Source organism: Pseudoalteromonas sp. Angola-30 (assembly GCF_028599215.1).
GTDB classification, from domain to species: domain Bacteria; phylum Pseudomonadota; class Gammaproteobacteria; order Enterobacterales; family Alteromonadaceae; genus Pseudoalteromonas; species Pseudoalteromonas atlantica.
The window spans coordinates 212,808-232,070 of the sequence record NZ_JAQREI010000005.1 but is presented as its reverse complement, the minus strand read 5'-3'; the positions used below and the strand labels follow the sequence as shown (position 1 = coordinate 232,070).

20 protein-coding genes are annotated in these 19,263 nt (G+C 40.8%); 9 read left to right on the top strand and 11 right to left on the bottom strand.

The annotated features are described in order from the left end of the window. Positions 1 to 3: 3 nt before the first annotated feature. From PSH54_RS09635 to PSH54_RS09620, 4 genes are all read right to left on the bottom strand, one after another. A complete protein-coding gene (locus PSH54_RS09635; RefSeq protein ID WP_273606029.1) occupies positions 4 to 1,263 on the bottom strand; it encodes an efflux RND transporter periplasmic adaptor subunit in 1,260 nt (419 codons plus the stop codon). Next, positions 1,260 to 2,522, bottom strand: coding sequence for a TolC family protein (locus PSH54_RS09630; RefSeq protein WP_273606028.1), 1,263 nt, complete (start codon positions 2,520 to 2,522; stop codon positions 1,260 to 1,262). The genes PSH54_RS09635 and PSH54_RS09630 overlap by 4 nt, the downstream gene beginning before the upstream one ends. Positions 2,523 to 2,670: 148 nt before the next feature. After that, positions 2,671 to 2,979 (bottom strand): hypothetical protein, encoded by a 309-nt coding sequence (locus tag PSH54_RS09625; RefSeq protein WP_004586064.1) that lies wholly within the window; start codon positions 2,977 to 2,979, stop codon positions 2,671 to 2,673. A gap of 116 nt (positions 2,980 to 3,095) precedes the next feature. Further along, positions 3,096 to 3,389 carry an ArsR/SmtB family transcription factor gene (locus PSH54_RS09620; RefSeq protein WP_024033207.1) on the bottom strand — a complete coding sequence of 98 codons (294 nt, stop codon included), beginning with the start codon at positions 3,387 to 3,389 and terminating at the stop codon, positions 3,096 to 3,098. Positions 3,390 to 3,631: 242 nt separating this feature from the next. Here PSH54_RS09620 and PSH54_RS09615 point away from each other — a divergent pair, with 242 nt between their 5' ends. Beyond that, a complete protein-coding gene (locus PSH54_RS09615; RefSeq protein ID WP_273606027.1) occupies positions 3,632 to 4,618 on the top strand; it encodes a permease in 987 nt (328 codons plus the stop codon). Here PSH54_RS09615 and PSH54_RS09610 read toward each other — a convergent pair. Further along, positions 4,615 to 5,442: an AraC family transcriptional regulator gene (locus tag PSH54_RS09610; RefSeq protein WP_273606026.1), complete on the bottom strand. Its 828-nt coding sequence runs from the start codon at positions 5,440 to 5,442 to the stop codon at positions 4,615 to 4,617. The two genes, PSH54_RS09615 and PSH54_RS09610, sit on opposite strands and share 4 nt — an antisense overlap. 112 nt (positions 5,443 to 5,554) lie before the next feature. Here PSH54_RS09610 and PSH54_RS09605 point away from each other — a divergent pair, with 112 nt between their 5' ends. Next, the gene (locus tag PSH54_RS09605) at positions 5,555 to 8,653 is read left to right on the top strand and encodes a beta-galactosidase (RefSeq protein ID WP_273606025.1); all 3,099 of its coding nucleotides are present in this window, start codon (positions 5,555 to 5,557) and stop codon (positions 8,651 to 8,653) included. A gap of 74 nt (positions 8,654 to 8,727) precedes the next feature. Here PSH54_RS09605 and PSH54_RS09600 read toward each other — a convergent pair whose 3' ends face one another. Further along, positions 8,728 to 9,186 (bottom strand): DoxX family protein, encoded by a 459-nt coding sequence (locus PSH54_RS09600; protein ID WP_273606024.1) that lies wholly within the window; start codon positions 9,184 to 9,186, stop codon positions 8,728 to 8,730. Positions 9,187 to 9,459: 273 nt separating this feature from the next. Here PSH54_RS09600 and PSH54_RS09595 point away from each other — a divergent pair, with 273 nt between their 5' ends. Next, positions 9,460 to 11,067 (top strand): sensor domain-containing diguanylate cyclase, encoded by a 1,608-nt coding sequence (locus tag PSH54_RS09595; protein WP_273606023.1) that lies wholly within the window; start codon positions 9,460 to 9,462, stop codon positions 11,065 to 11,067. Positions 11,068 to 11,092: 25 nt separating this feature from the next. Here the strand turns inward: PSH54_RS09595 and PSH54_RS09590 are convergent, their stop codons facing one another. Next, entirely contained in the window at positions 11,093 to 11,878 is a 786-nt protein-coding gene (locus PSH54_RS09590; protein ID WP_273606022.1) for a hypothetical protein, read from the bottom strand. A 153-nt stretch (positions 11,879 to 12,031) separates the two neighbouring features. Next, entirely contained in the window at positions 12,032 to 12,451 is a 420-nt protein-coding gene (locus PSH54_RS09585) for a VOC family protein (RefSeq protein WP_024033213.1), read from the bottom strand. Positions 12,452 to 12,722: 271 nt separating this feature from the next. On the opposite strand from PSH54_RS09585, the gene PSH54_RS09580 reads away from it, so the two are divergent. Both PSH54_RS09580 and PSH54_RS09575 read left to right on the top strand, forming a co-directional pair. Further along, the gene (locus PSH54_RS09580; protein WP_036963831.1) at positions 12,723 to 13,028 is read left to right on the top strand and encodes a hypothetical protein; all 306 of its coding nucleotides are present in this window, start codon (positions 12,723 to 12,725) and stop codon (positions 13,026 to 13,028) included. Further along, a complete protein-coding gene (locus PSH54_RS09575) occupies positions 13,025 to 13,408 on the top strand; it encodes a hypothetical protein (RefSeq protein WP_004586056.1) in 384 nt (127 codons plus the stop codon). The genes PSH54_RS09580 and PSH54_RS09575 overlap by 4 nt, the downstream gene beginning before the upstream one ends. 1 nt (position 13,409) lies before the next feature. On the opposite strand, the gene PSH54_RS09570 is transcribed toward PSH54_RS09575, so the two are convergent. Together PSH54_RS09570 and PSH54_RS09565 are read right to left on the bottom strand one after the other, a co-directional pair. Further along, positions 13,410 to 14,237 (bottom strand): sterol desaturase family protein, encoded by an 828-nt coding sequence (locus tag PSH54_RS09570; RefSeq protein ID WP_273606021.1) that lies wholly within the window; start codon positions 14,235 to 14,237, stop codon positions 13,410 to 13,412. After that, positions 14,234 to 14,680 carry an SRPBCC family protein gene (locus PSH54_RS09565; protein ID WP_273606020.1) on the bottom strand — a complete coding sequence of 149 codons (447 nt, stop codon included), beginning with the start codon at positions 14,678 to 14,680 and terminating at the stop codon, positions 14,234 to 14,236. The genes PSH54_RS09570 and PSH54_RS09565 overlap by 4 nt, the downstream gene beginning before the upstream one ends. Positions 14,681 to 14,777: 97 nt before the next feature. Between PSH54_RS09565 and PSH54_RS09560 the strand changes: the two genes are divergently transcribed. From PSH54_RS09560 to PSH54_RS09545, 4 genes are all read left to right on the top strand, one after another. Further along, on the top strand, positions 14,778 to 15,773 hold the full coding sequence (locus PSH54_RS09560) for an AraC family transcriptional regulator (protein WP_273606019.1): 996 nt from the start codon (positions 14,778 to 14,780) through the stop codon (positions 15,771 to 15,773). A 94-nt stretch (positions 15,774 to 15,867) separates the two neighbouring features. After that, positions 15,868 to 16,638: a substrate-binding periplasmic protein gene (locus PSH54_RS09555; RefSeq protein WP_273606032.1), complete on the top strand. Its 771-nt coding sequence runs from the start codon at positions 15,868 to 15,870 to the stop codon at positions 16,636 to 16,638. 46 nt (positions 16,639 to 16,684) lie between these two features. Next, the gene (locus PSH54_RS09550; protein ID WP_273606018.1) at positions 16,685 to 17,635 is read left to right on the top strand and encodes an alpha/beta fold hydrolase; all 951 of its coding nucleotides are present in this window, start codon (positions 16,685 to 16,687) and stop codon (positions 17,633 to 17,635) included. Between the two features lie 128 nt (positions 17,636 to 17,763). Beyond that, positions 17,764 to 18,852, top strand: a complete 1,089-nt coding sequence (locus tag PSH54_RS09545) for a polysaccharide lyase family 7 protein (RefSeq protein ID WP_029772936.1) — start codon at positions 17,764 to 17,766, stop codon at positions 18,850 to 18,852. On the opposite strand, the gene PSH54_RS09540 is transcribed toward PSH54_RS09545, so the two are convergent. Next, positions 18,842 to 19,246, bottom strand: coding sequence for a nucleotide triphosphate diphosphatase NUDT15 (locus PSH54_RS09540; RefSeq protein WP_029772935.1), 405 nt, complete (start codon positions 19,244 to 19,246; stop codon positions 18,842 to 18,844). The two genes, PSH54_RS09545 and PSH54_RS09540, sit on opposite strands and share 11 nt — an antisense overlap. Positions 19,247 to 19,263: the final 17 nt, after the last annotated feature.

The following is a 19,263-nucleotide window of genomic DNA, read 5'->3' as shown; positions in this document are numbered from 1 at the left end:
CTCCTAGTGAGAGTGACTTGCGCCGCTTTTTAAAATATCGGCTTTAATTACATAACTGTTTTGCGTTACGTACTCACTGTTTGGCGAAAGCCCTTCGAGCACTTCTACCCACTCGCTGTTTTTGGCACCAAGTTTTACAGGGCGTACTTCAAACACATTGCCACTTTTTATAAACACGCTAGGTTTGCCGTTAAATTCCTGAATAGCAATCGCTTTAACGCGTACAGCCGCATCTACTTTTGCAGTACTAATGTCGCTATTAACATGCATACCAGGTCGCCAATGGCCATCAGGGTTTTTAAGTTCGATTCGCGCACGTGCAATATGCCCGCCACTCATCATTGGGGCTATGTAAAACACCTCACCTTGGGCATTTAAATGATGATGTAAGTCATACACTGTAGCGCTTTGCCCTATGGCGAGCTTTTCAATGTTATCGGGAAAGGCCGACAGCTCAACCCATACGGTTTCAAGGTTTACTATTTGCATTAAAGCGCTACTGGCAAGCTCACCGCGCTTTAAATATTGCTCGGTAATAACGCCTGTAATTGGGCTTTTTATGGTATAATTTTGTAGGGTTTCGCGGTTGGTTATGCTGGCAAGCTTCTCGCCTTTTTTAACGCTTTGACCAATGCTTACAAAAATATCGTTAACTAAGCCGGTATAAGGCGCCATTACTTCAACGGTGCTCTGCGCAGTGGGCGCTATAACACCAAATAAAGTATCTGTTAGCTCAACGCTACCAGCTTTTGCAATGTCAGTTTTAATACCAGCGCGTTCAATTGCTTTCTCGCTTAGCGTTGTGCGCCCTTCTTCTTGCTCATAATGATAATTTATTTCAGCGCCTTTATAGCGAGCCATTACATCAAGCTTAAAAGAATGCGGCTCGTTTACGCTCACGGTACTTACTAAGTAGTCATCTTCAGCTTTAAAGCGAATAAGCTGTGGCTCTTCACCTAAACGCTGCACGTTTATGGTTACCTCTAACTGGTTTATATCAACGGCTTTACCGTTCTTAAACCCATATATTCGCAGCTCAGTATTACCGGCAAACTGGGTTAATTTAAGCTCTAAATCAAGGACGTTATTGGTTAGTAAAAAGCCGCCATGCGGGCCTTTTTGTGTGTGTTCGCCTTTATGGCCTTGTTCGTGACTATCATCATGACTTTCTTCGTGATTGTCATCAGATGCCATAGCCGTGCTACTTAAAAATGGGAGTGTAAGTAATTGCGTAATTAATAATGCGATAAGAGTTTTATTCATGATTGCTGAGTCTCAATTAAAGGTTGGCCAGTTAAACGCTCAAGGGTAAGGAGCACTTGGTATAGCTCGCTATGCGTTATGATAAGTGCGCGTTTAGAATCAAATAAAGCTTGCTGTGCGTCGAGTAATTGCAATACCGATATTTGCCCTTGTTGATAGCTTTTTAAACTTTGCTTTATAAGCGTTTGCGCTTGTGGAATAACGCGCTGTGTTAAAAGCTGTGCTTGCGCCGCTTTACCTTGGTAATACGCATAGAGCGTGCGTATTTGCTTACGTAACTGAATACGTAATTGCCCTTGTTGCTCATTAAGTAGCGTAAGTTGATGCTGTGCCGCCTCAATATTACCGCCATTAGCGTTACTTAATTGCAGCGGCATTGAAAACGAAAACACTAACGAGCTGGCATCAGTTTGCTGGTTATATCGCACACCACCACCAAGGGTTAAATCACTTTGACCCGTTGATTTTTGCAGTACTAAGTTGGCAGTTTGTTGCATGTATTGCTGCTGTAGTAGTGCAAATTCTGGTGCTGTATTTACCATATCAAGTAACGCTGCCTCACTTTTAATAGCAGCTATTTTTGATAAATCTCCCGCATAGTAATCACTCACTTGCTCCTCTTGCCAAAGCTCATTGAGTGCTAAGCGAGAGCGCTCAAATTCACTTTGTAGCATGGCCGTGTTTAAATCTACTTGGCTTAACGCATAGCGCATGCGGGTTACATCAGCACTTGAGACCGCACCGGCTTTAGCGCGTTTTTCAATTGCGTTGAGTGCCTGCTTAACAGTGTTTTTACGCTCACTGTTTAGTGCAATTAACGCCTGAAATTTTAATACTTGGTAATAACGCTCAGCGGTGGTTGCTAAAAGTGCTAACCGAGTATTTTTATACTCAATTGTTTGCGCTTTTATATTTGCAGTAGCGTAATTAATACGATTTTGGCGTTTATCTCCAAGCTCAATTAACTGGCTCAAAGCCAGCGTGTACTGCGCCCCCGAAAACGCATGAGAGCCATGAGTTCCTAAAAAGTTTTCAGCTTCAAAGCTCAGCTCAGGGTTAGGTGAAAGCGCGGCTTGGCTTTTAAGCGCGGTTAATATTTTTTGATGGTACGGGTAGCGTTTAAGCTGTAAGTTTTGCTGCTCGGTATTTTTAAGCGCTTGCTTTAGCGTTAATACGTTTTGAGGCTCGCTTTTTGCCAAAGCGCTCAGTGTTGGTAATGCACACAGTAGCGCTACCAGCATAAGTAGTTTTTTGTTCATATAGCATATCCGTTTTAACAAACAGAGTTGGCTTAATCACTATGCCTATTTTAAAAACAAGCGCGATTAAGCAACCTAAATATGTACATAATTAGCCTTGTAGCGCACAGGCGCAGGCAGTTATATACAAAGTGTTTAAAATTAAAAACTAACTATAAAAATTGGGTGGCGGAACATCCGGTGGGTAATTTAAACCATTGTAACAAGCATTGTTTGTGGCCTGGCTTTGTTCAGGGCTTATTGAATGATTTATCGTACTGTAGTAACCACAGTGGCAATGCTGATGGGCATGAATTTCGGTAGGTGGTTGCGCGTCTTCATCGTTTGTATCGGCCACAGACTGAATGTGCGAGGCATGATCGACTTCTTCTTGTAAATGATACGCGGCAGCATCACAGCTAATAAAGCTGTGTACAAGCACAAGAAGTATCACGACTAAAAAGTAGTTTGAGCGCATCCATTACCTAATTAAATTTAAAGTAGGTTCCTATTTTACAAACTAGGAACAGCGGCATATTAAACCCGCACGCGTCTTGAGGTCAATAAACAACGCGCAAAACCGTTGATAAAAGTTTACTGCCCTTCGTCTACACAACATTCGTTTTGTAAAAAACCAATTACATCGTCTAAGCGCTGGTACATAGCCACGCAATAAAGCGTGCGCCCTTCGCGCCTTTGGCTAATTAGCCCAGCGTTAACTAAGCCCGATATATGGTGCGAAAGTGTAGAGCCCGCCATGCTTAGCTCTTCTTGTATATTGCCAACACTAATTCCAGTGTGCCCTGCTTTAACTACACGCTTATATATAGTTAAACGCGTAGGATGGCCTAATTCTTTTAATGCTTTTGCAACGTCGATAATTTCCATTACAACCTCGTAATTTCTAAATTATTAGAAATAATAACAATTTGAATCTTTAAATACAGCTTTATTAGCAAGTTACCTTAAAAGTTAAAAAATAAAACATTTAGAAACAAGGGCATAAAAATTACTTCTATATATCTAGAAATAAAGTATTGACGATATTATTGCCCATTAATATACTTCCATAAAATTCGAAATATAACTTACTTAACGTAAGTTATACCTTGTGTACTTTGGAGTGCGTTATGAGTAATGAAATGCTAGCAATGGCAAAAGAGGCGTTAGGCATGTTTGCCTTTTTAGCTACAGAGTTAACTATTTTATTTATTGTTATTAGTTATTTAGTGGGTGTCTTACAGCTATTTATAACACCCGAAAAAATTCAATCTATTTTAAGTTCAAAAAACGGTAAGGGCTACGTTGTTGCTGCTTTATTGGGGGCTATTACACCATTTTGTTCGTGCTCAACCATTCCGTTTTTAAAAGGATTATTAAGAGCGAGAGCGGGCTTTGGCCCTATGATGGTATTTTTATTTGGCAGCCCGCTACTTAACCCGGTGATCATTGGGTTATTTGTAATTACCTTTGGCTGGCAGGTCGCTTTATTTTACTTTTTAGTGGCTGTGGTGGTGTCGGTTGTAGCAGGCTATACCCTTGAAAAGCTAGGCTTTGAAAGGTATGTAAAACCAGAAGCTTACAGCAAAGAATCTACTAGTAGCTGCGTAAAACCAAGCTGTAGTGAGCCTAAAGAAGTTGAGCCAAGCTGTGCAACCACAAACTGCGGCGAACCTAAAGCAATAGAGCCTACTAAAAAAGCGCAGCCTAATCGCTGGATAAAAGTGTGGCATGCAACCTTTAAAGACTTTAAACAGGTGTTTCCGTACTTAATGCTAGGGGTAGCAATAGGCTCGTTTATTTATGGCTTTATTCCTACCGAGCTAATTGCTAAATATGCGGGCGATGGTATGTGGTATGCCATTCCTATTGCAGCCATTATTGGTATTCCACTTTATATTAGAGCCGAAGCCGTTATTCCGCTAAGTGCCGCATTGGTCAAAAAAGGCATGGCGCTTGGCTCGGTAATGGCATTAATAATTGGCAGCGCGGGCGCAAGCTTAACAGAAGTTATTTTGCTTAAATCAATTTTTAAAAACCAAATGATAGCCGCCTTTTTGTTTGTCATTATTACTATGGCTATTGGTGCAGGCTTTTTATACCAAGCTATTTTTTAAATGCTCATTTTTCTAAACTCAGTGGGTGACACGCCCACTGATTTTTTAAACCGTTTTGAAAAATTAAATATATTAGGGTACCCCACGTAAGCGGCAATATGGGCAACCGGCCAGCGGGTATTTAGTAGCAAGTTTTTAGCCCGTTTAATACGTAAATAAATAAGCTGCTGCATTGGGCTTTTACCAAATTGTGCCTGGCATAACCTGTGTAAATGCGGTGCTGAGTAATGTACTTGTTCGCACATAGCCTCTATTGTCCAATCAAACTGCAGGCGCTCTTCTACTTCTAAAAACAAGCTGGTTAATCTGTTTTGCCCGCCTATTTGCGGCTCGCTTTGAAGCGTAGTGTTTAAATAGTGGCTTAAAATAGGCATTACGCCTTCGCGCAAAGTAGCGTTTGCCTCGCTGTATAAAAGCTCCATAGCTAAATGTAATGGCGCTAACTGCTGATTAGTTAATACTTTAGCCTGCGCTAAATTTAAATGCTGCCAACGCTTGGTATTTGCAAGGTTTAGCCAAATCACATCCCACTTTTCGCTCGCTATTTCAACCTCAAAACTTTGCCTTGCAGGCAATATAGCTAAGCTATTTTCGGCAAGTGTATATTGGTTATTAATGGTTTTTAGCGTGCCCTGGCCACCCAAAGTATAAAACAGAGTGTGTTCAAGCGGGTTAGTACGTGCAACACAATAATCACCCAATAAATTTGAGCAACCAGCCAGCTCTATTTCAAGGCTTGGCATTTGCGAAAGCGTGGCTAAATCAATAAACCGCTCTGTACACTCTGGGCCAATATCGAGTAAATCTACAATGGTGTTGCGCATAATTTAAAATGATAGTTTTGGATAAATAAAAGAGAGCTTTAAGCATAACCGCAACGCGCTATTTTAGCTATATTTAAGCCACTATAATTGCCACACATGCAATAGGACACGAATGAACTCACTACAGCACATAATTAACCGCCGCGATTGGGAAAACCCTATTTCGGTGCAAGTTAATCAAATAAAAGCGCACAGCCCACTTAATGGTTTTAAAAGCGTTGACCATGCCCTTACCAACACACAATCACAAAAACAAAGTTTAAACGGCCAGTGGGATTTTAAATTATTTGATAAGCCCGAAGCGGTTGATGAGTCATTGCTAAGTGAGGCACTCGCCAGCGACTGGCAAAGTATTCCAGTGCCTTCTAACTGGCAACTACACGGCTTTGATAAACCTATTTATTGTAATGTTAAATACCCCTTTGCAGTTAATCCGCCTTTTGTACCAAGCGATAACCCAACTGGCTGTTACCGTACTGAGTTTACTATTACGGCGGATCAATTAGCGCAACGTAACCATATTATTTTTGAAGGCGTTAACTCGGCGTTTCACCTTTGGTGTAACGGTCAATGGGTGGGCTACTCGCAAGATAGCCGCTTACCCAGCGAATTTGATTTAAGCAAACTGTTAGTGGCTGGTACTAATCGCATTGCGGTTATGGTTATTCGCTGGAGCGATGGCAGTTACCTAGAAGATCAAGACATGTGGTGGCTAAGTGGCATATTTCGCGATGTTAATTTACTTACTAAACCGCAGCACCAAATACGCGATGTATTTATAACCCCAGATTTAGATGCCTGCTACCGCGATGCAACGCTACATGTAAAAACCGCAATAGATGCGCCAAATAACTACCAAGTAGCCGTACAGGTTTTTGATGGTGAACAAGCGCTATGTGAGCCACAGATTCAAAGCACTAACAATAAACGCGTTGATGAAAAAGGCGGTTGGAGCGATGTCGTATTTCAAACAATTGATATACAAAACCCTAAAAAATGGACCGCCGAAACCCCGACCTTATACCGCTGTGTTGTAAGCTTACTAGATGAGCAAGGCAACACTGTAGATGTAGAAGCCTACAACATTGGCTTTAGAAAAGTAGAAATGCTTAACGGGCAGCTTTGCTTAAACGGCAAACCGCTGCTTATTCGCGGTGTTAACCGCCACGAGCATCACCCAGAAAACGGCCACACGGTGAGTACTGCCGACATGATTGAAGATATTAAGCTGATGAAGCAAAATAACTTTAATGCTGTACGTACCGCTCACTACCCTAACCACCCTCGTTTTTACGAGCTGTGTGACGAGCTAGGTTTATACGTAGTAGACGAAGCCAATATAGAAACTCACGGTATGTTTCCTATGGGTAGGCTTACAAGCGATCCGCAGTGGGCTGGCGCATTTATGTCGCGCTATACGCAAATGGTTGAGCGCGATAAAAACCACCCCTCTATTATTATTTGGTCACTGGGTAACGAATGCGGGCACGGTGCCAACCACGATGCGATGTACGGCTGGTCTAAAAGCTTTGACCCATCGCGCCCAGTGCAATACGAAGGTGGCGGCGCAAATACCACCGCAACCGATATTATTTGCCCTATGTATGCCCGTGTAGATACCCATGTTGCCGACGACGCCGTACCTAAATACTCTATTAAAAAGTGGTTAAGCCTACCGGGTGAAACGCGTCCACTTATTTTATGTGAATACGCCCATGCAATGGGTAACAGCCTAGGTAGCTTTGACGATTACTGGCAAGCATTTAGAGAATATCCGCGTTTGCAAGGCGGCTTTATTTGGGATTGGGTAGACCAAGGTTTATCTAAAACAGATAAAAACGGCAAGCATTACTGGGCTTACGGTGGCGACTTTGGTGATGAGCTAAACGACCGCCAATTTTGTATAAACGGCTTATTATTTCCAGACCGTACACCGCACCCAAGCCTGTTTGAAGCTAAATACAGTCAGCAACATTTACAATTTACGCTGCGAGAGCAAACTCAAAACCAATACACCGTTGATGTATTTAGCGATTATGTATTTAGAGCAACCGATAACGAAAAGCTTATTTGGCAGTTAATAGAAAATGGCCAATGTGTAGAGCAAGGCGAGCAGGTTATTAATATTTCTCCGCAAAGCACGCAAACGCTAACGATTAATACAAAGACGGTGTTTAAAGTAGGTGCGCAATATCACCTTAATTTAGATGTTGCACTGATTAACGACTCAAGCTTTGCAAGTGCCGAGCATGTATTAAACACCGAGCAATTTAAGCTTATAAATAGCCAAAGTTTAAGCGCTGATACATTTTCGCCTGCTTTAGCAAACGCCTCAACGCACGGCGCACTAAATATAAGCGAAACCAACACACAGCTAAATATTGAAGGCGATAGCTTTAAACTTGTCTTTAATAGCCAATCAGGCCTTATTGAGCAGTGGCTGCACAATCAAACCCAAGTTATTAAAAGCCCATTGGTTGATAATTTTTACCGCGCCCCGCTTGATAACGACATAGGCGTAAGCGAAGTAGACAACCTAGACCCTAACGCGTGGGAAGCACGCTGGTTAAGAGCAGGTATTGGGCAGTGGCAGCGTACATGTCGCTCGTTTGAAGTAGTGCAATCAACCTTAGATATACGTATTACCTGTGTATTTAGTTATGAATTTAATGGCGCAGTACAAGCAAAAACAACTTGGCTTTATACACTTTATAATACCGGTGAAATTAGCTTAAATGTTGATGTACAACTAAACGATACTCTCCCGCCCATGCCACGCTTAGGGTTAAGCACAACGCTTAATAAACCAAGCGATACACAAGTAAATTGGCTTGGTTTAGGCCCATTTGAAAACTATCCAGATCGTAAAGCGGCTGCGCGCTTAGGGTTTTACAGCGCACAATATAATGAGCTACATACACCGTATATATTCCCAACCGATAATGGCGTACGTAGTGATTGCCAATTACTTAGCATTAATAATTTAACCGTAACTGGTGCGTTTTTGTTTGCCGCCAGTGAGTACTCACAAAGCATGTTAACGCAAGCAAAGCACACCAATGAGCTGGTAGCTGATGATTGCTTACATGTACATATTGACCATCAACATATGGGTGTTGGCGGCGATGACTCGTGGAGCCCTAGTACCCATAAAGAGTATTTACTAGAGCAAAAGCAATACAACTACTCTTTAAAATTCAGTGCTAAATAAAACAGCGCTTAACCCATACAAAAATAGCGGCTAATTTAGCCGCTATTTTTTTAACACTGAATTGTTATTTATTACTACTGAGGCAGCGATTTATTCGCTAACTTTTTAGCAATTACGTTATCAACCGATAAGCTACCTGCCCCTTGTATAGCCAGTGCAGCCGTTGCAACTAACAAAATAAGTGCGAACTCATAGCCGTTGTTTGCTACAAATAAACCATGACTAATGTGCACGCTAAATATCGCAATCAGCATAGTAAACGCCGTAACTACAGCTGCTGGGCGCGTTAATAAACCAATGGCTAAGGCAATGCCGCCAAAAAATTCAGCGCTGCCTGCCATCATTGCAAGCCAGTAGCCAGGCTCAAGGCCAATGCTTGCCATCCACTGCCCTGTACCTTCAAGGCCGTAGCCGCCAAACCAAGCAAATAATTTTTGTGCGCCGTGCGCTGCTAAAATTAAACCAACGGGTACACGTAAAATAAGTGCTGCCATGCCTGCGTTAGAGCTTAATAATGAGTGTAAGTATTTCATAGTGTGATCCTGTTTTATTGTTAATAAGGCTAGTAACCAATGAGTACAGTTTACTATCATCATTTAAAACAATTAATACGAATATTATTGCCAAATTATCAACATGGTGTTTTTAATTACTTAGTTAAGCTGCGCCTATTTTGTACCTGGCGGGCATAAACACCTCAGGAGCTAATTTAATAGCGCACTTTTAAGCGTTATTAAACAGTAAACTAATAGCTAAATAGTCCGGCTCTGCTAGTATAAAAAAAGTAGTAAAAATTGGATCCGCTTATGAGCTATACAGGTAATAGATTGACGTTTTTGCCACCTAAAAATAAGGGGGCGCTCTTTTTTGTTTTTATTACTTTGCTCACGTTATTTATTACTTTTGATTCTCATGCTGCCGATACATGTAAAATAAAGCACTTAAACTCATCCACGCCTGTCTCTGTGCTAAAGGTAAATACTCCTTCTGAACTCACTGCTCAACGCGGTGTTAATCAATATCAAATAAGTTGCTCTGTTAAAAATGGTGGCGTACTAAGCTTTTTACGCCCGGGGCTAGATAGCTTTACTTGGCAGCAAAACAACACTGTAAAAGCGCCCTTAAAAGCAGGGCAAGTAGCCTACTTAATGGACTCGAGGGCTTTTACAGCCACAATAACATTAGAATCAAAGCTTAATTACACACCGCGGTTTAAATGGCAGCCAACTCATATTTATTTTAAAAAAGCACAGCAACATTCGCTGATTATGGGCTCATTTTATGGGTTGTGCATTACACTTATTTTTTATGTATTAATAATGGGACATAGACTTAACGAAAGTGTATTTAAGCTCTACAGCATTTACATTTTTTGTATTGGCAGCTTTATTTTACTCCAAGAAGGGCAACTGTATTTATTTGTAACGCAGCATGTATCTGGCGTTATTTTTAACTTATACCTACTTAGCATTGGCTTAACCGTACTAAGTGCCACGTGGTTTATGCTTGCGTTACTCGAGACTAATAAACGCTGGCCTAAATTAACTAAGCTGCTCAAAACATTGGCCTGTACTGTAATGCTATGCGCGGTACTTAAAATGCTCGTTACCGACCTGTTATTTTGGACAATAGCAGGGCATATAATGGCTTATTCTTCGCTGTTTATTGTGGCTGTTATTTTTACTTTAGCAGCAATGCAAGCCCTCAAAGGTGTACGCGAGGCAACACTCGTATTTGTAGCGCTTAGCTTTGTATTAGTAAGTATGATTTTTAGGGTGCTGCTTATTAACCAAAGCCCGTTTATGCAGCGTTATGGGTTTGTGTTAGCGTTTGCGGTTGAATCATTTTTATTAGCTGTTGCGGTTTCAAGGCGCATAAGCCGAATGCGAATTGCACAAAAGCGCGCCGAAACCGAAGCAGACTACGACCCCCTTTGTGGTATTTTAAACCGCAGGGGCTGGGCTAAAAAATCATCCGCGCTTATCAATATGCACGCCAAAAAAGGCGGCGTATTATGCTTGATGTATATAGATTTAGACGACTTTAAACAAATAAACGATAGCTACGGCCATGCTGTAGGCGATGACGCTTTATGCAACGTTGCCCGTTGCTTAAAAAGCAGTGTTCGCAGCAGCGATGCTGTAGGGCGCTTAGGCGGTGATGAATTTGTCGTACTTGCACATTTTTATACTAATGCGCAGGTAAATCCTAAAACTCATCATTTAAAAACCGCCTTAAATAGGCTCACAATAAATCACAACAACGACCCTATAGCCATTAAAGCCAGTATGGGTACTACCGTATTTAGTGAACCGCCCCACTCTATTGATGAAATTTTAAAAGCGGGCGACACCGCCATGTACCACGAAAAAATACAACGAAAGGTTAAACCGCTCACGTTAGTAGATGGCTAAATTTAAGCAATACTGCTTATTGCTATTAAACCGTAGCCGCCTTGGCAAATTGTTTACGGTTTACATAGTGGCTCATAATAATGGTAAATAAAGTTGAGCACACTGCAGCCGCTGCATATACCTGCCAAATCACAAATTCAAACTTAAGCGCGAGTGCAATCACAGCAAAAAACACACAGCCCCCTAACGAGCCAATAATGCCGCCGTTAAGCACCTTATACGCCGAGTATTTTTTATCACTTGCATGCGCAATACTGCCCATAACCGCCAAAATTACCGGAAAAGTAGAAAGTAACCCGCTCCACATCGCCCCTATTTTTGCCGATATAAACGTAACTAACATAATAAAGCAGCTGACCAATAACATTTTTAGCGGCAGCTCCCACGCAGCGGTAAAAGGTTTGGCATCGGGCGCAAATTTTAACTTACTCGATGCCAGTGCAAGCACCAATAAAGTACTGAGCGAGAGCACCGATGCAAAGGCAATATTCACCGGCAATAACAAGGTAAATGCACTAAAAGCGCACCATAGTGTTAATGCAGCAAACAACGCTTTAACTACCCCATATTTTGCAAGCATGGCAGCATAACAAAAACAAAATAAGCCTATACCGCTCATGCCATACAACGACGCCACAGCCGAGTTACTCGCAAATAACTTACCTTGCTCAAGCGCAATAAAGTACGAAATAGGGCCCGATGTAATAGGCAAGCCCGGAATAATACCGCTCACAAAACTGCCAAAGCGTTTTTGAGCAAAGTGAATAAATAATAAAAGTAATGGCGCAATGGTGAGTTTTAACAGCAACATAAATAACTATAAAGTATGAGAGTTGCGCGTTAGTCTACGTTTAAAATTCCGTACTGTAGAGTGAATAAATATCACTCATACGGTGTAATTATTTTCATCTATAGGTACAAAAAAGGCCACTACAAAAGTGGCCTATTCTTTAATAAATATTGCTTACGCTTTTTTAAATAAAACCTCAGGGTTTACCATAGTTTTCATTTCAAGCACGTTGCCGTTTGGATCTTCAATAAAAAAGGTTTCTTGTTCAAACTCATCACCAACAAAACGGCGATACGGTTTATCTAGGTATTCAAGCCCCGCATCTTCTATACGTTTTTTTAAACCGTTAAATTCATCTTCAGATAAATGAATACCAAAATGCGGTACCGCCACTGCGCCCATATCTACATCGTGGCGAACAGTGGGTAAGCGCTCTTCGCTTTGGTGTAATGTGAGCTCATTACCCCAAAAGTCTATGTCTACCCAGCGCCCTTCTTCGCTGTTCCCTGTTTTACAGCCAAGCACATCACAGTAAAACGTTTTCGCTACTTTTAAATCGCCAGCGGGTATAGCCAAGTGCAAACAGTTAGACATAAATTACCTTTAATCTTTTAAATTTGTATATTAATAACCCCTATTATACATAAAATATAATTTATGAAACATTAACAGCCACAAATAAGCATAGTTAATACCAATCCAGCTTAAAAAGTAGCCTTAATAACATTTAACGCTAACACCCACATTTTATTTATTAGAGATAGTTAGAAAGCGTAAAAGGATTAGTTTAAAATGCGCTGCTATGATTAAATTCTTATTTTTAAAGTTTATAACCTTCTTTTTAGGCTTTGTAGCCTGCTTTGCCATGCACACAACTTTTGCATTGCCCTTAGTTATTTCGGCGGCGCTTACAGGGCTAATTGGCTCGTTTATTCCTTTTCCTGCTCGGTTTAAAAACCATCCCTATGCGGCTATTTACGCAGGTAGTTTTGCCGGCATGTGCTCTACACACTTAATTACAAGTTATTGGGAAATAGCCATAATTTCTGTTATTGGCGCCAGTTTATATGTGCTTACCATAAATATGTTTACCGGATTTGGCGGTAAGCTTGGCAGTGTTGCCTTTGCCAGCGTGGCTTTATTTATGTTGGCCAAAGGAATGGTTTTATGAATTTAGAATACCCATTTATAGCCTTATTAGGTGCGTTTTTAACGTTTTACTTAGCCAAACATAATCGTTTTGATGGCATACGTGCATCGGCCTCGCTTTCTATTATTGCTTACTTACTATTAAGTGCTTTAAACCTAAACCCCGACTTATACTCAGTCGTGTTTTTTGGCGGCACATTTATAGGCATGAGCGCCCCACACCGATTTGGTATTTATACCGTGGCCAGCTCATCTATTTTATTTTCGTTTTTATTTGAATACCTAGTACCAAAGCTTGATGGTTATGGCGGTGCCTTAGGTGTGAGTGCGTTTTTATCTATTTGTATTTGCCACATGTTTATTTTACTTGGAGCGCCAAGAAGTAAAAAGCCACTTGGCTAAATTACTCGTTTTTAACTTTAACACTACTGGTTGGGTAGCCAAATAGCACTTTGCATTTAGCTTTTAATCCTTTCGCCGTATAGGTACTTTTTAATAAATAAGCCCACTGATGAAACGTTATTATTAGTGGGTTATTACTATTTAGCTGCCCTACTATGCCGTATTTACAGGGCTGATTTTTGTCTTCTTCTACAAATGTGCCAAATAATTTATCCCAAATAATAAGCACACCGGCAAAGTTTTTATCAAGGTAGCGTTTATTAATTGCATGATGAACCCTGTGGTGCGATGGCGTATTAAATACGCTTTCAAACCAGCCTAATTTAGCCACTATTTGCGTGTGCACAAAAAATTGATATGCCAAATTAAGTGCCACTACGCTAAATACGGTTAAAGGGTCAAACCCTAGCAGTATCATAGGTAGCCAAAATACCCACATGCCGGCTACTGGGTACATTATGCTTTGCCTAAACGCAGTGGTAAAATTCATTTTAGTGGAGCTGTGGTGAACCACATGCGCAGCCCACAACCAATGAATATGATGCGACGCACGATGAAACCAATAGTACAAAAAATCTTGCAGTAAAAATGCAAAAGCAACGCTTAATACACTTAGCTTTATATCAAATAAGCGGTACTCGTAAAGCATGTAAAAAAATGGCATAAGTAGCAGCAGTGCCATTGCATCTGCGCCTTGGTGCAACAAGGCTAAAACGGTGTTTGCTAGGCTGTCTTTTATATTGTAATAGCGCTTAAATTTTACAAATTCAAAGCATACAAACACTAAAAAAACAGGGCTTAGGGCAAGTAAAATAATTTCTGAGTTCATACTTTGCCCGCCATAAAGTAATGCTGCAGTTTATTTAATGCCTGGGTTATATCTTTACTAATTAGGTGTTTTAGCAAAGCATTTGGCAGCCACCACGGCGCTTTGCAGCGTATACAATAATTAAGCTCAGTAGTGATACTTTTAGCGCCTTTATTAGCAACTAAATAAATATCACCTTGATGGTGTGCCACAGGCTTATTGCCTACTATTTGGTAGCAAATGTGGCTGGGGTTAGCCATTATTATACGCTCATTAAACGTGGCATTTGCCATTTTCACTTGCCTAATAGCGCCTTTACCACCTTTTAGCTCACCGCTATTTGCTGTTTTTATTAGCTCAAACTTGGCATTAAAAAAACGATCTAACTGCTGATGATCCAACAAGATGATTATTATTTGCAAAGGATCTGCATTAAGCGTTTGTTTTATTGATATAAAGATCATTGTTTACAGCGAAGATAATTACTCATGTAACTAGCATATAAAAATTGAACATGGCAAGCTTGCTCATACACGACCATTTTTTAGCTTTAGACGACAAATGCATACACTGGCTGATCATTACTTTTCGAGCATTTTAGATTACTTGCAAACCCAAGGGATTGATTCTAATACGGCTCTTAAGGCAATCGGGTTTACTGAATTTAGTCGCCAGCATAGTCAGCAATTAGCACCCCGTATTAGTTTACAAAGTTACAATGCGCTGCTTGTGTATGGCCAAAAAGCGCTAAACGATCCGCTGTTTGGTTTTACTTTAGGTATGCACATTCGTCCCGCAGATTACGGTATATTGGGCTATTTAATAGAATCGAGCGATACCCTAAGTAGCGCTATAAAGGCACTGTTAAATTACGACAGCTTAGTGGCAGATATTGGTAAAGCGCAGTTTTTGCAAACTGCAGACACCGCTACGGTGCGCTGGCATGCTCATCCTCATTGTAATGAACAAGTAGTATTACGAAACATGACTGCGTGGGTAAGCGTTATTCGCCAATTAATAAACGCATCGCTTTGCCCAAGCAGTATCAGCTTTATACATAATTGGCCTAAAAGGCACACACAACAGTTAGAGGCCTGGTTTAAATGCCCCGTTATAAGCGGCGCAGCGCATAACCAAATAAATTTTCCGAGCAGTTATTTAAACCTTGCCTTTAAAACCGACAACGCCATTGTAAATGCTACATTTAAGCAGCTTTCACAACAGCAGCTATCGCGTTTTAAAAGTCAGCAGTGCCTAACAGAAAAAGTTAAACAGCTACTTATTGCAAAAACAACATTACAAAATTGCCAGCTTATTGCAGTTGCAAGCGCACTAAACGTAACACCGCGCACGCTACAGCGACATTTAAAAAAACAACATGTAACCTTTGCGCAATTGCTCGAACAAGAAAGAAAAAGCCGCTCCCGCACGTTAATTGGTACGCTCCCACTTAGCGAACTAGCTAACCTGTTAGGCTTTAAAGATCAGAGCTCGTTTAATCGTGCTTTTTTACGATGGCACCATTGCACACCCACACAATTTTTAAAACGTAAATGAACCGCAGTGTTATTCACATTAAATAAACATTTATGGTATACCTTTTAATCAACACTCTTTAAACTAGAGCGCATAATAATTAAAAATGTGGGTTATATTTGTGCGTGTAGTATTAAGTATTTGTGTGTTTATGCTTTATAGCGCCATGTGCAACGCACAAACCATTACCTTTGTAGCAGAAGATCTCCCGCCTTATCATTTTATAAATGAAAATAACGAACCCGACGGCGCATTAGTCGATTTAGCCAAAGCCACCATTAAACATACAAAGCTATCCGCCAAGTTTGAAATAATTCCTATGGCGCGTATTTTTACAATGCTTGAAAACAACCCAAATGCAATTGCGTTGTCTCTTTTAAAAACCCCCATCAGAGCAAGGCAATACACCTGGCTAGGTGAGTCATACTTTGCCGATGCTTATTTAGTTAGCTTAAAAAACCGTACTGATGAAGTTACCCACCTTAATCACGCAAAATTTTACCAAGTGGCCACAATACGTGGCTATTCAAGTGCCACCTATTTAAAAAACGCCGGTTTTACTGAAGACAAAAACCTAGTTCTTGTAAGCTACTATCAGCAACTGTGGCAAATGCTTTATAAAAAACGCATCGACTTTGTACTAACCAACACACTTACGTTAAATAACGAGCTAAAGCGCTCAGGCCTAAATCCCAATTTAATAACTAAGCGAATTCATTTAACCGACTACCCTTCAAAATTATATTTTAGTGCCAACAAAACCCTAGATAAACACACCGCAAGCGCTATTAGCCATGCACTTAACACGCTAAAAGAAAACGGCGAATATCAGGCTATTTTAAACAAGTGGCAACTACCGCTTCCGGCTACTGCCAACAAGTTGTAATAAACAGGGTCTATAATTTTAGCAACGCAAACACTGCTAGTTGGCTATGCGAACAATTAAAACACCTCAGGGTATAAAACTCAGTTACCAAGACGAAGGCGATAAAAAAGCCCCCGCAATTATACTTATTATGGGTTTAGGCGCACAAATGACCGTGTGGCCGGACTCGCTTTACTACACCTTAGTAAAAAAAGGCTTTAGGGTTATACGCTTTGATAACCGCGACACTGGCCTTTCTACCCATTTAGAGCACCACCCTAGCCCGAGTTTATTTAAATCGTGGTTAAGTAAACGCCTGCCCATACGCACGCAAACCCCCTATTTACTTGATGATATGGCAAACGATGTATTGGCGCTTATGGCGGCGCTTAAAATAAAAAAAGCGCATTTTGTAGGTGCTTCTATGGGCGGTATGATTGCTCAGCTAATTGCAGCTCAACATAAAAAAAAGGTGCTAAGTTTAACCACTATTATGTCAAGCTCTAGCCTGCCAAGGCTGAGTGCCAAAAGCATTGGCGTATTTATAAAGCTTGCCAAATTAAAGCCCAAAACATCCAGCCGTGATGAGGCAATAAACTACAACATTAAACTTAACCAACTTATTGGCAGCCCCGCTTACCCTCAATCAGAAGACGCACTTCGCCATCATGCAACGCAAATTGTAGAGCGCTCGCATAATCCAAGTGGCTACAAACGCCAACTTATTGCTATGGCCGCGAGTAAAGATAGGCAACATTTAATTCGTAAAATTAAAACGCCTACTTTAGTAATTCACGGCAGCGACGATGTGGTAATACCCGTAAGTGCAGGCAAAAAAACGGCAAGCCTTATAAAAAAAGCCAAGCTAAGAGTAGTCCCTGGTATGGGCCATAACTTTGCGCCAGAACTTATGCCCCTTATGACAAAGTGGATAGTTAAGCATGTAAAAAAAGCGCAGCGCAAACACCTAAATAAAAAACGCAAAAAACAACAACAACAAAAAACCGCATTGGTATAACCAAAAAGGCACTACAAAAACTACACAAACAAAAAATTGGTAATGTTGATATTTTAAATTGGTATGTTAGATTAAAGTTAAGCGAAGTTAATATCGCTCATTTTTAATATCATCACACAGAGACAACAATGAAAAATCTAACATCTACCTTTAAACTCACAGCACTGGCTGCTGTTACCCCTTTGCTATTTATGGGCTGTGCCAGCACAAGTACACCTGTTGATAGTAATGTCGCAGTACCTGCGTCAAAATTTGATTTATCGCAATGGAAAATAAACGTACCTGTAGATCTCAATAACGATGGAAAAATAGATACCGTAGACGTAGAAGAAATTCAAACCTACGCGCACCCTGATTTTTTCTACCTTGATGATCAAGGTTATATGGTATTTACCTCGCCAAACAAAGCGCTTACCAGTGCCAATTCAACCAATACCCGCAGTGAACTAAGACAAATGATCCGCGGCACCAATACCAAAATAAAAACTAAAAATTCAAAGAATAACTTTGCCCTAGCTGTACACCCGCTATCGGAGCGCTTTGGCTCGGTAGGCGGAAAAATGGAAGCCACCCTCAAGGTGGATCATGTTGCACTTCGCGCTAACGATCCTAATAAAAAAGCCGCTTACTCTGTGGTGGTAGGGCAAATTCACGCAGGTAAAGATCAAGCCTTAATAGATACAAAACTGGGTTTTGGCTGGGGTAACGAACCACTTAAAATTTATTATAAAAAATGGCCTGGCCATAAAACCGGATCTGTTTTTTGGAATTACGAACGTAACTTACCAAAAAAAGATCCTAACCGAACCGACATTACATACCCTGTGTGGGGTAATACCTGGGAAAACTCGGACGATCCCGGTGTGGCGGGCATAGCGCTTGGCGAAGACTTTAGTTACACGGTAAACGTGCATAAAAACATGATGTACTTAACCTTTAGCGCCCAAGGCAAAAAAGACGTTAACTACGCAATTAACTTAGGCAATAACGTAGATGCCTATGGCAAGGTAGATGAAAAAGATCACCCTAATGGCTATGCTGCCGATTGGCATTACTTTAAAGCGGGTGCTTATAACCAATGTAGCACTAAAAGCGCTAAAGGCATTTGGTACCCAGGTTGTTTAGGCACTGGCGATTGGGCCACCGACAAACAAAATGGTGATTACGCCCAAGTGAGCTTTAAAAAATTAGTATTAAGCCCATCAACTAAGCCGTAAGCGTTGTTGTAGTTAAGTAGTTTTTAAGTGATGTAAACAGTGGCGATGGTAAATTATTAATGTCGCACCAGCGCCACTGCATACATTTATTTGGCTCGTTTAGCACAGGCTCGCCGCCCTCGTAATCGGCTTTTACATATAAAGTAATGTAGTGTTTATTCTCAGCACTAAAAATATCGTTAGTAAAATCAAGCTTAGTAATTTTACTCACATTTAGCCCTGTTTCCTCAAATACCTCGCGTATTGCGCACTGCTCAACACTTTCACCAAATTCTAAATGTCCACCAGGCGTTGCCCATGTATTTGCACCATGCGACCCTATTCGCTCACCTAATAAAATAGTGTTTTGGCGCATTATAATAACCGCAACCCCTACTCTTACTACGTTACTCATATTGCGTATTCTCTTAT